10 protein-coding genes are annotated in these 13,448 nt (G+C 69.9%); 6 read left to right on the top strand and 4 right to left on the bottom strand.

The window, feature by feature from the left end; all coding sequences use genetic code 11:
* The 3 genes from QSG27_RS23200 to topA all read left to right on the top strand — a co-directional run.
* On the top strand, positions 1 to 783 hold a 783-nt coding region (locus QSG27_RS23200; RefSeq protein ID WP_306710335.1), incomplete at its 5' end, for a helix-turn-helix domain-containing protein.
* Positions 784 to 937: 154 nt separating this feature from the next.
* Positions 938 to 2,059, top strand: coding sequence for a DNA-processing protein DprA (gene dprA, locus QSG27_RS23195; protein ID WP_306710333.1), 1,122 nt, complete (start codon positions 938 to 940; stop codon positions 2,057 to 2,059).
* Positions 2,060 to 2,112: 53 nt separating this feature from the next.
* Positions 2,113 to 4,923 carry a type I DNA topoisomerase gene (topA, locus tag QSG27_RS23190; RefSeq protein WP_306710331.1) on the top strand — a complete coding sequence of 937 codons (2,811 nt, stop codon included), beginning with the start codon at positions 2,113 to 2,115 and terminating at the stop codon, positions 4,921 to 4,923.
* 73 nt (positions 4,924 to 4,996) lie between these two features.
* Here the strand turns inward: topA and QSG27_RS23185 are convergent, their stop codons facing one another.
* Entirely contained in the window at positions 4,997 to 5,668 is a 672-nt protein-coding gene (locus QSG27_RS23185; RefSeq protein ID WP_306710329.1) for a TIGR02117 family protein, read from the bottom strand.
* 125 nt (positions 5,669 to 5,793) lie between these two features.
* Between QSG27_RS23185 and rnr the strand changes: the two genes are divergently transcribed.
* The 3 genes from rnr to rpmG all read left to right on the top strand — a co-directional run bounded on the left by rnr (position 5,794) and on the right by rpmG (position 10,111).
* Positions 5,794 to 8,079 carry a ribonuclease R gene (gene rnr, locus QSG27_RS23180; RefSeq protein ID WP_306710327.1) on the top strand — a complete coding sequence of 762 codons (2,286 nt, stop codon included), beginning with the start codon at positions 5,794 to 5,796 and terminating at the stop codon, positions 8,077 to 8,079.
* A 251-nt stretch (positions 8,080 to 8,330) separates the two neighbouring features.
* Entirely contained in the window at positions 8,331 to 9,815 is a 1,485-nt protein-coding gene (locus QSG27_RS23175) for a S41 family peptidase (protein ID WP_306710325.1), read from the top strand.
* 128 nt (positions 9,816 to 9,943) lie between these two features.
* Positions 9,944 to 10,111, top strand: a complete 168-nt coding sequence (gene rpmG, locus QSG27_RS23170) for a 50S ribosomal protein L33 (RefSeq protein ID WP_012974790.1) — start codon at positions 9,944 to 9,946, stop codon at positions 10,109 to 10,111.
* A 107-nt stretch (positions 10,112 to 10,218) separates the two neighbouring features.
* Here rpmG and QSG27_RS23165 read toward each other — a convergent pair whose 3' ends face one another.
* The 3 genes from QSG27_RS23165 to QSG27_RS23155 all read right to left on the bottom strand — a co-directional run.
* Positions 10,219 to 11,616: a PleD family two-component system response regulator gene (locus QSG27_RS23165; protein ID WP_306710304.1), complete on the bottom strand. Its 1,398-nt coding sequence runs from the start codon at positions 11,614 to 11,616 to the stop codon at positions 10,219 to 10,221.
* A gap of 30 nt (positions 11,617 to 11,646) precedes the next feature.
* Positions 11,647 to 12,024 (bottom strand): response regulator, encoded by a 378-nt coding sequence (locus QSG27_RS23160; protein WP_407653262.1) that lies wholly within the window; start codon positions 12,022 to 12,024, stop codon positions 11,647 to 11,649.
* Positions 12,025 to 12,202: 178 nt separating this feature from the next.
* Positions 12,203 to 13,448, bottom strand: a 1,246-nt coding sequence (locus tag QSG27_RS23155; RefSeq protein ID WP_306710302.1) for a sensor histidine kinase, incomplete at its 5' end; no start/stop codon positions are given.

Genomic DNA, 13,448 nt, shown 5'->3' with positions numbered 1-13,448 from the left:
GCGGTTGCCCCGCAGCCGCCCGCCGCCGTTGGCACGCGGACAGGCAAGGCCAAGGCCGCGAAGGCCGCCGCGGTTGCCGCCGCCGCGGACGACGACGTTCTGGCGCTCCAGTTCCGGGCCTTCGAACAGTATGTCCGCGAAGTGATCGACGCGATGGAGACGCGGCACGAGTCGCTGCTCCGGCACCAGGAGGACCTGATCCGGGCGCTGGACACCGAGCGCGCCGCCGCCCGTGCGCGGGAAGAGGAGCTTCTCGCCACCCTCGACCAGGAGCGCCGGCGCTGGACCGACGCGGAGGACCGCTTCCGCGGGGAGTTGGAGCGCTTCAAGGAGGAGATGCGCCGCAGCCAGACCGCCGCGGCCGCCGTTGCCGTCGCCGCCGCGGCCCTCGATGCCGATGAAGAGGACGAGGAGGAGGAATCCTCGGATTTCTCGGTCTTCAGCTTCGACGACGATGAGGACGAGGCCAAGGAAGAGGCCAAGGAAGAGGACGATGGGGACAGCGGCGACGCCAACCCCTTCAGCTTTGGCGATGACGACGGCGATCCCTTCAGTTTCGACGATGACGATACCGAGGAGAAGGCCGAAGACTCGGCCAAGGAAACGGAATCGGAAACGGACGGGGACCCGTTTTCCTTCGACATGGACGAAGACGAGGACCCGCCCAAGGCCGGAACCGACGACGATCCCTTCTCCTTCGGCGACGACCCGGAACCGGAGCCCGAGCCCGAACCGGAGGCCCCGCCGAAAAAGAAGGGGCTTTTCAACTTCTGGAAGAAATGAGCACCGTCACTCCGAGAGCCTCCCGGGATATCGCGCGGATCGACGCCGCGAACCGCGCACAGGTCGATGAATTCGCTGACGGCGGACTGCGAAACCTCCTTGCATACGTTTGCGTGTTGAAAACGGCTTCGCGTCGGTTGTAAAAGTACACAGCATGACTCAACCGCGCCGCACCCTGTCCGCCGCCGAGCGGTTCGACTGGCTCCGCCTCATCCGGACGGAGAATGTCGGACCGATCACCTTTCACCGCCTGCTGGAGCAATTCGGCAGCGCCCGCGCCGCGCTGGAGGCGCTGCCCGACCTCGCCAAGCGCGGCGGGCGGACCAAGCCGCTGCGCATCGCGGCCAAGGCGGACGTGGAACGCGAGCTGGCCGCCAGCGAGCGCATCGGCGCCCGCCTGCTCTGCTCCTGCGAACCGGACTATCCGGAGCCGCTGGCGGCGCTGGACGATGCGCCCCCGGTGGTGTCGGTGCTCGGCCACCCGCATCTGCTGACGCGGCAGGCGGTCGCCCTCGTCGGGGCGCGCAACGCCTCGATGAACGGCAAGAAATTCGCCGAACGGCTGGCGCGGGAGCTGGGGGAGGCCGGGTTGCTGGTCGTCTCGGGGCTGGCGCGGGGAATCGACACCGCGGCCCACGCCGGGTCGCTCGGCACCGGCACGGCGGCGGTGGTGGCGGGCGGCGCCGACGTGGTCTATCCACCGGAGAACGAGAAACTCTACCGCGACATAGTGCAGCAGGGCGTGGTGGTTGCGGAAAGCGCCATCGGAACGACGCCACAGGCCCGGCATTTCCCGCGCCGGAACCGGCTGATCTCCGGCCTGTCGCTGGGTGTGCTGGTGGTGGAGGCGGCGCTGCGCTCCGGTTCGCTGATCACCGCCCGCATGGCGCTGGAACAGGGGCGGGAGGTGATGGCCGTCCCCGGCTCGCCGCTCGATCCGCGCTGCCAGGGCACCAACAACCTGCTGCGGCAGGGGGCCGCCTTGGTGGAGGGGATCGACGACGTGCTGCGGGCGCTGGAAAGCCTGTCGCCGCCCGCCGTGCGGGAGCGCCAGGGCGACCTGTTCGCCGCGGCCCGGCCCGCCGTTCCGTCCGAGTCGGACCTGGAGACGGCGCGCGCCGTCATCCTGGAAAACCTCGGCCACACGCCGGTTGCCATTGACGAACTGGTCCGCGGGTGCCAATTGTCCGCACCGGTGGTGTTGACCGTCGTGCTGGAACTTGAGCTTGCGGGCCGGGTCCAGCGCCAGCCGGGGAATCAGGTGAACCTGATCTGATCCCGATCCGCACCGCCGGCGTATGGGATAGGCACATTCAGGGGCGCGGACTCTTGCCGGGCAGCAACGTCGTCATCGTCGAATCGCCGGCCAAGGCGAAAACCATCAACAAATACCTTGGCTCGGACTACACCGTGGTGGCCAGCTTCGGCCATGTCCGCGACCTTCCGGCGCGCGACGGATCGGTGCGTCCGGACGAGGACTTCGCCATGGACTGGGAGCTGGGCGACCGCTCCAAGCGCCACATCGACGAGATCGCCAAGGCGGTCAAAGGGGCCGAGCGCGTCTATCTCGCAACCGACCCGGATCGCGAAGGGGAAGCCATCGCCTGGCACCTGTCGGAGCTGCTGCGCGAGAAGCGCCTGATCGACGACACCAAGGTCCAGCGCATCACCTTCAACGAGATCACCAAGAGCGCCGTCCAGGCCGCGCTGGAGGCCCCGCGCGACGTGTCGCGGGAACTGGTGGACGCCTATCTGGCGCGCCGCGCGCTCGACTATCTGGTGGGCTTCACCCTGTCGCCGGTGCTGTGGCGCAAGCTGCCGGGCTCCCGCTCGGCGGGCCGCGTGCAGTCGGTGGCGCTGCGCCTGATCTGCGAGCGCGAGTCGGAGATCGAGATCTTCAAGCCGCAGGAGTACTGGACCATCGAGGTGGGCTTTGCCACGCCCGGCGGCGCCTCCTTCACGGCCCAGCTCACCCAGCTCGACGGCAAGCGGCTCGACAAGTTCGCCCTGCCCGCCCGCGAGGTGGCGGAGGCCGCGGTGGCGCGCATCCGTCCGCAGAGCTTCTCGGTCGCGACGGTGGAGCGCAAGCAGAGCCGCCGCAACCCCTCCCCGCCCTTCACCACCTCGACCCTCCAGCAGGAGGCCTCGCGCAAGCTGGGCTTCGGCGCCACCCGCACCATGCGGACCGCGCAGCGGCTGTACGAGGGCGTGGACATCGGCGGCGAGACGGTCGGCCTGATCACCTACATGCGAACCGACGGCGTCAGCCTGTCGCAGGAGGCCATCGAGGGCGCCCGCAACCTGATCGGCTCCCATTGGGGCGAGCGCTACGTGCCGGCCCAGCCGCGCGTCTACAAGACCGCCGCCAAGAACGCCCAGGAAGCGCACGAGGCCATCCGCCCCACCGACCTGTTCCGCCGTCCGGAGGAGGTCGCCTCCTATCTGGAAAACGACGAGCTGCGGCTGTACGAGCTGATCTGGAAGCGCACGCTGGCCAGCCAGATGGAAAGCGCCGTGCTGGATCAGGTGGCGGTGGACATCGCCTCGCCGTCCAAGGATGTGGTGCTGCGCGCCACCGGCTCGGTCGTGGTGTTCGACGGCTTCCTGAAAGTCTATCAGGAGGACCGCGACGACGGCGCCGCCGAGGACGACCAGGAGCGCCGCCTGCCCGCCATGGAGCAGGGCGACGCCCTCGCCCGCGGCGACATCGCGCCGGAGCAGCACTTCACCCAGCCGCCGCCCCGCTACACCGAGGCGAGCCTGGTGAAGAAGCTGGAGGAACTGGGCATCGGGCGCCCCTCCACCTACGCCTCCATCCTCCAGGTGCTCCAGGACCGCAATTACGTGCGGTTGGACAAGCGGCGCTTCATTCCGGAAGACCGCGGGCGTCTGGTCACCGCCTTCCTGAAGAACTTCTTCAACCGGTACGTGGAGTACAACTTCACCGCCGACCTGGAGAACAAGCTCGACGAGATTTCCGACGGGCGGATCGACTGGAAGACCGTGCTGCGCGACTTCTGGCGCGCCTTCCACGCGGCGGTCGACGGCACCAAGGACCTGACCATCACCCAGGTCCTGACCACCCTGGACGAGGAGCTTGGCCCGCACTTCTTCCCGACCAACGGCGACAGCGGCACGCCGGGCCACGACCCGCGCGTCTGCCCGGTGTGCAGCCAGGGCCGGCTGGGGCTGAAGCTCGGCAAGATGGGCGCCTTCATCGGCTGCTCGCGCTATCCGGACTGCCGCTACACCCGCCCCCTCGCCGTCGCCAACGACGAGAACGGGGAGGCGCAGGAAGGCCCGCGCGAACTGGGCAACGATCCGGAAACCAGCCTGCCGGTGACCGTCCGGCGCGGCCCCTACGGCGCCTACATCCAGCTCGGCCCGCCCCCGGTCGCCGCCGCCCCGGCTGAGGCCGTGGCCGAGGAGGCCCCCGCCGACGGCAAGAAGACCAAGGGCAAGAAGAAGGTCAAGACCGAGGAGCCGAAGCCCAAGCGCGTCTCTCTGCCCAAGGGCATGGCGGCGGCGGACGTGGATCTGGACACGGCGCTGAAGCTGCTGGCCCTGCCGCGCAGCATCGGCAACCACCCGGAGACGGGCGAGGACATCAGCGCCGGCATCGGGCGCTTCGGCCCCTACCTGAAGCACGGCAGCGTCTACAAGTCGCTGACGCCCGACGACGACGTGCTGACCATCGGCATCAACCGCGCGGTGGACCTGCTGGCCGGCGCCGCCAAGAAGGCGTCCGCGCCGGCCAAGACGCTGGGCGATCATCCGAAGTCCGGCAAGCCGGTCACCACCGGGTCGGGCCGCTTCGGTCCCTACGTCAAGCACGGCTCCGTCTACGCCTCCATCCCCAAGGGCACGGAGCCGGACAGCGTGACGCTGGAACAGGCGCTGGAGCTTCTGGAGGCCAAGGCCGCCAAGGACGCCGCCAAGAAGGGCAAGGCCCCGAAGGACGCCGAACCCGCCGCCGCGGACGGTGCCGAGGCTCCGGCCAAGGCCGCGAAGGCGACCAAGGCCAAGGCGACGGCAACGAAGAAGGAACCGGCCAAGAAGGCTGCTCCGAAGAAGGCCGCCGCCAAGAAGGCCGAAACCGGGGAAGAGGAAAAGCCCGCCGCCGCCCGCAAGCGGGCCTGACGCTCACCGCCGACGGCCCTCGTGTTTGATCAAATCCCTCTCCCGGGACGGGAGAGGGGATATCGCTCCGCCCCTACCGCACCCAGCGCATGACGCTGCCCTCGAAGGGCGTCCATGCGCCGACGGTCACTCCGGCGGCGCGCAGGGCCTTGCCGGTCCATTCGTTGCAGGTCTCGACCGGGCTGTAATGGCCGACCGCCTCGTAGAAGAGATCGGTCGCGCCGTAACCGCTGCCCGGCAGGGGGATCACCCGCCCCGCCCCATCCCGGCGGAAGCTGCCGCGCACGAAGGCCGCCAGGGCGCGATACGCCTCATTCCCCAGCCTCAGCGCGCCGCAGTCCGGGCTGCCCGCCGGGCGGGGCATCGCATAGACATGCATCACCGACGGGCCGCCGCCGAACAGGGCGGACAGGGCCGTGGACAGGCGCAGGTCCGACCATTGGCGGGTTTCCAGATAGAAGGCCCGGTCTCCCCAGCCGAAGGAAACATGGCTCGCCCAGGGGCCGGTGCCCGGAAAGTCGCCGTGCCGCAGATCCGTGGTCCAATCCACAAGGCCGTTGGCGGCGGGGAGCACCAGATCGGTGTGAACGCCGTTGGTGCAGACGAAGATTTCCACCCCGTTCCTCACCGCGGGCCGACCATCCACCGGAAGGCTGGCAAGCGCCACAGCGGCGAGCAGATAAGCCCCGACCACCGCCACCGGACCGGCCACCGCCAGCAACACCCCGCCCCGGACGATCCTCATGGATGCGCTCCCGCCATGCCCGGCACGGTTCTGGCGCGTCTTTGTGGCGGAGCCATGGCGTGGCGGTTGGATTCGCCGCGTCCAGGGATTACTTAAGCGGTCCACCTCCCACGGCACGGATTCCCTTGACCGACACGCCCCGCCGCCCCGGCAGCTTTCCCGGAAGCTTTCCCGACAAGGACACGGTCCTGTCCTTCATCCGCTCCAGCACCACACCGGTCGGCAAGCGCGAGATCGCACGCGCCTTCAAGCTGTCCGGCAGCGACGACCGCGAGCGGTTGAAGGACCTGCTGAAGGAGTTGGAGGCCGATGGCGCCGTGGAGCGCGGGCGCAACAAGCGCGTCGCCCCGCCGCAGGCGCTGCCGGAGGTCGCCGTGCTGGAGGTGACCGGCGCCGACGCGGACGGCGAGGTCTCCGCCCGCCCGATCACCTGGACCGGCGAGGGCAACCCGCCGCGCATCTTCCTGATGCCGGAGAGGAAGGGCCACCCCACGCTGGGCGCCGGCGACCGGGTGCTGGCGAAGCTCAGCCGCATCAACGACCGTCTCTACGAGGCGCGCACCATCCGCCGCCTCGACGGCACGGTGGGGCGCGTGCTCGGCGTCTACTACCCGGCGGCGGACGGCGGGCGCATCGTCCCCACGGACAAGCGCAACAAGACCGAACTGCTGGTGCTTCCGGCCAACCGCAACGACGCCGAACCGGGCGAGCTGGTGCTGGCCGACCTGCTGCCCGCCGCCCGGCTCGGCCTGCCGCAGGCCCGCGTGGCGGAACGGCTGGGCCACACGGCGGAGCCGCGCGCCGTCAGCCTGATCGCCGTCCACACCCACGGGCTGCCCACCGACTTCCCGCCCGCCGCCCTGCGCGAAGCGGCGCACGCCGCCGTGCCGTCCCTGACCGGGCGCACCGACCTGCGCGACCTGCCTCTGGTGACCATCGACGGCGCCGACGCCTGCGATTTCGACGACGCGGTGTGGGCGGAGCCGGACCCCGACCCGGCGAACCCGGGCGGCTGGCACCTGCTGGTCGCCATCGCGGACGTGGCCTATTACGTGCGCCCGAATTCGGCGTTGGACCGCGCGGCTTACGAGCGCGGCAACTCCGTCTATTTCCCCGACCGCGTCGTGCCGATGCTGCCGGAGGCGCTGTCCAACGATCTCTGCTCGCTCCGCCCCGGCGAGGACCGCGCCTGCTTCGCGGTGCATCTGTGGATCGACCGCCACGGCGTGCTGCAACGGCACCGCTTCGTGCGGGGCCTGATGCGCTCCGCCGCGCGGCTGACCTACGAGCAGGTGCAGGCGGCCCGCGACGGCGCCCCGGACGAGGCGGCGGCACCGCTTCTGGAGACGGTCATCGCCCCGCTCTACGGCGCCTATGCGTGCCTGTGGGAAGCCCGACAGCGGCGCGGCACGCTGGAGCTGGACCTGCCGGAACGGCGGGTGCGGCTGGACGAGCGCGGGCGGGTGGCGGAGATCGCAGCGCGCGAACGCTTCGACAGCCACCGGCTGATCGAGGAATTCATGATCTGCGCCAACGTCGCGGCGGCGGACAGCCTGGAGCGGGCGAGCATGCCCGGCCTGTTCCGCGTCCACGACCAGCCCTCGCTGGACAAGCAGGAGACGCTGCGGGAGTTCCTGACCGGCATCGGCTACACGCTGCCGCGGGTGCCCCGGCTGGCGCCGGCCCATTTCACGGCGATCCTCGACCGCGCCGCCGGCACGGCGGACTCGCAACTGGTCAGCGAGGTCATCCTGCGCAGCCAGTCGCAGGCCGAATACAGCCCGGAGAACATCGGCCATTTCGGCCTGTCGCTGGACCGCTACGCCCATTTCACCTCGCCCATCCGCCGCTACGCCGACCTGATCGTGCACCGGGCGCTGATCCGCGCGCACGGGCTGGGGCCGGGCGGGCTGGACGACGCGGCCATGGCCGGGCTGACCGACATCGGCGAGCACATCTCGATGACCGAACGCCGCGCCGCCACGGCGGAGCGCGACGCCATCGACCGCTTCACCGCCGCCTTCCTGGCCGACCGGGTGGGCGCCCTGTTCACCGGGCGGATCTCCGGGGTCACCCGCTTCGGCCTGTTCATCCGGCTGGACGAGAACGGGGCCGACGGGCTGATTCCCGCCAGCACCCTGCCCGACGACCAGTACGAGCATGACGAGCGCGCCCACGCGCTGGTCGGGCAGCGCACGGGGCGTACCTACCGGCTGGGAGCCGCGGTGAAGGTGGTTCTGATCGAAGCCGACCCGCTGACCGGAAGCACCCTGTTCGCGCTGCCCCGCGCCGAGGGGGATTCCGTTGGCGATACGGATCATCCGTTGCAATCCGGCCACTCCACCCACCCCCCGGAAGGCGTGCGTTTTCCAGGCCGTGCAACCCGGAAGCAACGGAAGCGTGGCCGCTGAGTCACAGTGGTGGACATTCCACGACAAAGAGTCCCGGCCCCGTCTTTTGTCCCGCCAGCCCTCATTTCTGAAGTGCTATTCCTTATCCGTTCGAATCCGGCGGGTAACCGTCCGGGTCCGCCTGTGGGAAAGGAGGCCGCGTACGGCGCGCCATGGGCATACGGAAACGAGGATTTTCGCCGCGAGGGCGTCTGTCGGTCCCGCTCGCGGCCGCCATGCTCGCTGTCGGCCTCGGGAGCCTCGGCGGGACCTTGCCCCGTCCGGCCGCCGCGGCCGAGCCCGCCTTCGTCAGCGAACAGGTCTTCACCGTCGCGTACGGCAAGATCGCCGAAGTGTACCTGCAACAGGTTGATTTCGGCCGCCTCGGGCTGGACGGGCTGAAGGGCCTCGCCACCATCGACCCGACCGCACGCGCCGAACGGCAGGGCAGCACCGTACGCCTGTACGTCTCCGGCAGCCTGATCGGGGAGTACGCCGCCCCATCCCTCTCCGACTCCGCCGGCTGGGCCGCCCTGACCACCAAGGCGGTGGAGCGCGCCCGCCTCTATTCCCCGATTCTGTATCAGGCGGCGCCGGAACGGGTCTATCAGGTGGTCCTCGATTCCGTGATGACGGACCTGGACGGCTATTCCCGCTACACCGGCACCCAGCGCGCCACCAGCGAACGCGCCCAGCGCGAGGGCTACGGCGGGATCGGCCTGTCGCTGGAGACGGCGAACGGGCGCACCCTGGTCCGCGACGTGCTGCCGCGCAGCCCGGCGGACCGCGCCGGCATCCGCAGCGGCGACCAGCTTCTGGCCATCGACGGCGACCTGACCGCCCGCCTGAACGAGGCGGACATGCGCGACCGCCTGCGCGGCCCGACCGGGACCATGGTTCTGCTGACCGTGGCGCGCGACAGCAACCCGCCGCGCCGCGCGCCCGTGCGGCGGGAGCGCGTCGTCCCCAACACCGTCAACGCCAGCGTGTCCGAGCAGGTCGGCGTGCTGAAGGTGGACCGCTTCAACGCCGCCACCGCCTCCAACCTGCGGGACGCCGTTTTGTCCACGCGCCAGAGCGTGGGCAAGGGCCTGCGCGGCTTCGTGCTGGACCTGCGCGGCAACCCCGGCGGGCTGCTCGACCAGGCGGTCGCCGTGGCCGATCTGTTCATCGCCCAGGGCAAGATCATCACCACCGAGGGCCGCCACCCCGACAGCCGCCAGCGCTTCGAGGCCGGCCCCGACGACATCGCCGACGGGCTGCCGCTGGTGGTTCTGGTGGACGGGCGTTCCGCCTCCTCCGCCGAGGTGGTGGCGGCGGCGCTCCAGGACTCGGGCCGCGCGGTGGTGGTGGGCGCATCCTCCTACGGCAAGGGCAGCGTCCAGACGGTCACCCGCCTGCCCAACGACGGCGAACTGTTCCTGACCTGGAGCCGCATCTACACGCCCGCCGGCTACACCCTGCACCGCCAGGGCGTGCAGCCGACGGTCTGCACCAGCCGCACCGGGCAGGACGACCCCGCGGCCCTGCTGTCCGACCTGCGCGAGGGACGGGCGCGCCCGATGACCCAGTTCGCCGGCTGGCGCGCCCGCGCCGCCGACGACGAGGACGCCCTGGCCCGCCTGCGCGAAGCCTGCCCCTGGAAGGAGCATGAGCCGGAGTTGGATGTGAAGGTCGCGCTGCGCCTTCTCGCCGAGCCGGCGCTCTACCAGCGCGCGGTCGCCCTGTCCTCCACCAACACGGTGGCGGAGCGCTGAGGCGCCTTTTCTGAGGCGGGAAGAGGAGTCTGAAGGCTTGACATCGCGGCTACAGCGGGTATCTTCCCCCGCTACGACGCCGCCCCGCCGGGCTGGCGGGTCACGGATTTTCAGTCGGGATTGAGATCATGGCGAAGCAGAACACCGTCCTCATCAAGCTGGTGAGCACGGCTGACACCGGCTTCTTCTACGTGAAGAAGAAGAACCCGAAGAAGACCACCGAGAAGCTGTCGTTCCGCAAGTACGACCCGGTGGCGCGCAAGCACGTCGAGTTCAAGGAAGCCAAGATCAAGTAAGGTTTCCCCGGACCGCCGGAATCGAAAAGGCCGCCCTCTGGCGGCCTTTTGCTTGTCCGGGTTTCGTGCGGGTTCCGGGTTTCGTCCGCGCTCCGCGCATCGCCCGGTCAGGGCGTCAGCAGGGCGCTGGCGCGGGGATCGGCGATGGTGCGGTTGCGCCCGGCGCGCTTGGCCTCGTACAGGGCCTCGTCGGCGCGGCGGATCAGCCCTTCGGCGGTGTCGCCCAGCCGGCCGCCCACCGCCACGCCGATGGACACCGTGACCGGGATCTCGCCCACGTCGGCGGTCACCTTGAACCGCGCATCGGCGATGCGGGTGCGCAGCCGCTCCGCCACCGTCAGGGCCGCTTCGGCGTCGGTGTCGGGCAGGATGACCACGAACTCCTCGCCGCCCAGCCGCGCCACCAGATCGAAGGTGCGCAGGTTGCGGCTGGCGCGGTTGGACACCTCCTTCAGCACCTCGTCGCCCACGCTGTGACCGTAGCTGTCGTTCACGACCTTGAAATGGTCGATGTCGAACAGCAGGATCGCCACCGGCTTGTGGCCGTCGATCGCCCGCTCCAGCAGCCGCGGCAGATGGGCGTTGATGTAGCGGCGGTTGAAGACGCCCGTCAGGCTGTCGGTGAGGGCCATGGACAGGCTGTGCTCGTAATTCGCGCGCAGCCGTTCCTGATAGCGCTTGCGCCGGATCTGGGTGCGGGCGCGGGCCAGCAGCTCGTTCCGGTCGATGGGCTTGATGACGTAGTCGTTGGCGCCCAGCTCCAGCCCCTTGGCGACGCGGTTCAGGTCGCCCTCCTCCACCACCAGCAGGATGGGCACCTGCCGGGTGCGCTCGTGCGAGCGGAGCTGGGAGCAGAGGCGCAGCCCGTCCTCGTTCATCAGGGTGAGGCTGATGACCACGAGGTCCAGATCGTCGCCCAGCGCACGTTCCAGCGCCGTGGCACAGGTGCCGGCGGACATCACATGGCCGTGGTCGCGCTGCAGCGTCTCGGTGATCTTTTCGAGATCGAGCAGCGAGTCCTCCAGCACCAGGATGCGGGCCCCCTCGAAGGATTCGCTGCGCAGCGTGCCGGTCGGCTCGATCACCCCGAACTGGCCGGAGGTGGTCTCGCGCAGGCGCCATTCGTCCATCATCATCTTCAGGCGGACGAGCGAACGGACCCGGGCGAACAGGGCGACGTCGTTGACCGGCTTGGTCAGGAAATCGTCGGCCCCGGCCTCCAGCCCGCGCACGCGGTCGGCGCCGTCCGACAGGGCGGTGACCATCACCACCGGAATGTGCATGGTGGCGGGATCGGAGCGGATCTTCTCGCACACCTCGAAACCGTCCATGCCCGGCATCATGACGTCGAGCAGAACGATGTCCGGCGATTCCCGCCGCACCATCTCCAGCGCCTCGGGGCCGTTGCTGGCGGTGATGACGTCGAAATACTCGCGCGTCAGCTTCGCCGCGAGCAGCTTCACGTTCGGAAGGACATCATCGACGACAAGGACGCGAGCGGACATGGAACGTGCGACCGATCCCGTGGTGAATGGTTAGCGCAGGAACTTTTGAACGGTTTCCAGGAACTTCGTCACCGAGATCGGCTTGGCGATGTAATCCTCGCAGCCGCCCTCCCGGATCTTCTCCTCGTCCCCCTTCATCGCGAAGGCGGTAACCGCGATGATCGGAATGGCCTTCAGCACCGGATCCTCCTTGATCCAGCGCGTGACCTCCAGCCCCGACACCTCCGGCAACTGGATGTCCATCAGGATCAGGTCGGGACGGTGCTCCCGCGCCAGGGTGAGGGCATCCATCCCATTGCGGGTCTGAAGCGTCTCGTAGCCGTGCGCTTCCAGCAGATCGTGGAAGAGCTTCATGTTCAGCTCGTTGTCCTCGACGATCAGGACACGCTTCACGATTCGGTCTTCCATCGGCGCCTTCGAAGGCTGTTCAGTTCCGCGAGCATCGTGCCGCCTGCGATCCAACTCGCAGCGTCCACGCTCGGAGAGACCCGTATATCCGGTTCACTGTCCCTCCGCGACGGTTAAATTGTCGTTAGCGGGGCGGCCCGCGGCACCATGCCGGGTTCCATGGATTCCGCCATGCCCGTCATGCGACGACCCGCTCCGGCGGAAAGTGCAGATCGATCCGCGTGCCCTGCCCCGGCACGCTGGACAGGGCCAGCCGCCCGCCGTGCGCCTCCACCAGGGACCGCACGATGGGCAGGCCCAGCCCGGTCCCCGTGCCGCTGCGGATGCGCCCCCCGGGCACCTGCCGGAAGGGCTCCAGCACGGTGTGGCGGTGCTCCTCCGGGATGCCGATGCCGGTGTCGATCACGGCGATGCACAGCCCGGTCCCGCCCGGTTCCTCCGTGCGGGCCACGTCGACGGTGACGCGCCCGCCCGGCGGGGTGAACTTGATGGCGTTGGACAGCAGGTTCAGCAGGATCTGCCGCAGCGACCGCCGGTCCGCGCACAGGCGCGGCAGCGGACGGGGAAACAGCGCGTCGAAGGCCAGCCCGGCGGAGGTCAGGGCCAGTTCCTGAAGGGCGTAGACCTCGCCCACGACGACGGCGACGTCCACGTCCTCGTCGTTCAGGTCGATGTGCCCGGCCTCGATCTTCGACAGGTCGAGCACGTCGTTGATGAGTTCCAGCAGATGCGTGCCGGAGGTGCGGATGTTGCCGATGTAGTCGCGCTGGCGGTCGGTCAGCGGGCCGGTCCCCGGATGCAGCAGGAAATCCGAATAGCCGATGATGGCGTTCAGCGGGGTGCGAAGCTCGTGGCTCATCCGGGTCAGGAAGTCGGACTTGGCCCGGTTCACCTCGGCCTGCCGCGCGGCCTGGGCGGCGCGGAGTTCCCGCTCCACGGCGCGTTCGGCGGTGTCCAGCATCAGGCTGAGCGCGTCGGCGGCCATGGCGGCCAGCATGCGGGTGGCCGGCGGAACCGCGTGGGGCCGGCGGTGATGGCCCGAGATCACCCCCCACGGCTTGCCGCCATGGGCGACCGGCACCGTCAGGGCGGCCCCGGCGCCCACCCGCCGCAGGAAGTCCCGGCGGGCCGGCGGCGGGCTGCGCAGTTGCGCGTGGGCCAGATCGGGCGGCGGGGCCGCCGCGTCGGCGTGCAGCAGGGGAACCGGGTCCGCCGCATGGTCGGGGATCACCCGCACCCGCGGGCCGCCGTCCAGGGCCGTCGCCGGCAGGGCGGCGCCGGGATGGAGATCCGGGACGGCGTGGTCCCAGTCCGGCGACTGGTCCTTCGCCACGACCTCCCCGTTGCCCAGGGCGTTCCGGTTCTCCATCAGGGCGTGGCCCATGAAGGCCAGCTTCGCCGGCTGCCCGTTGCCCTTGCGGTAC

The sequence above is a fragment of the Azospirillum isscasi genome, assembly GCF_030849505.1.
Classification (GTDB): Bacteria; Pseudomonadota; Alphaproteobacteria; order Azospirillales; family Azospirillaceae; genus Azospirillum; species Azospirillum isscasi.
The sequence above is the reverse complement of the archived record's forward strand: the minus strand, read 5'-3'. Positions and strand labels throughout refer to the sequence as shown.

What these genes read in the sequence shown, in the direction of transcription:
- dprA (WP_306710333.1), top strand. Translation starts at nt 938, where the DNA reads ATGACTCAACCGCGCCGCACCCTGTCCGCCGCCGAGCGGTTCGACTGG.
- QSG27_RS23185 (WP_306710329.1), bottom strand. Translation starts at nt 5,668, where the DNA reads ATGAGGATCGTCCGGGGCGGGGTGTTGCTGGCGGTGGCCGGTCCGGTG.
- rpmG (WP_012974790.1), top strand. Translation starts at nt 9,944, where the DNA reads ATGGCGAAGCAGAACACCGTCCTCATCAAGCTGGTGAGCACGGCTGAC.
- QSG27_RS23165 (WP_306710304.1), bottom strand. Translation starts at nt 11,616, where the DNA reads ATGTCCGCTCGCGTCCTTGTCGTCGATGATGTCCTTCCGAACGTGAAG.
- QSG27_RS23160 (WP_407653262.1), bottom strand. Translation starts at nt 12,024, where the DNA reads ATGGAAGACCGAATCGTGAAGCGTGTCCTGATCGTCGAGGACAACGAG.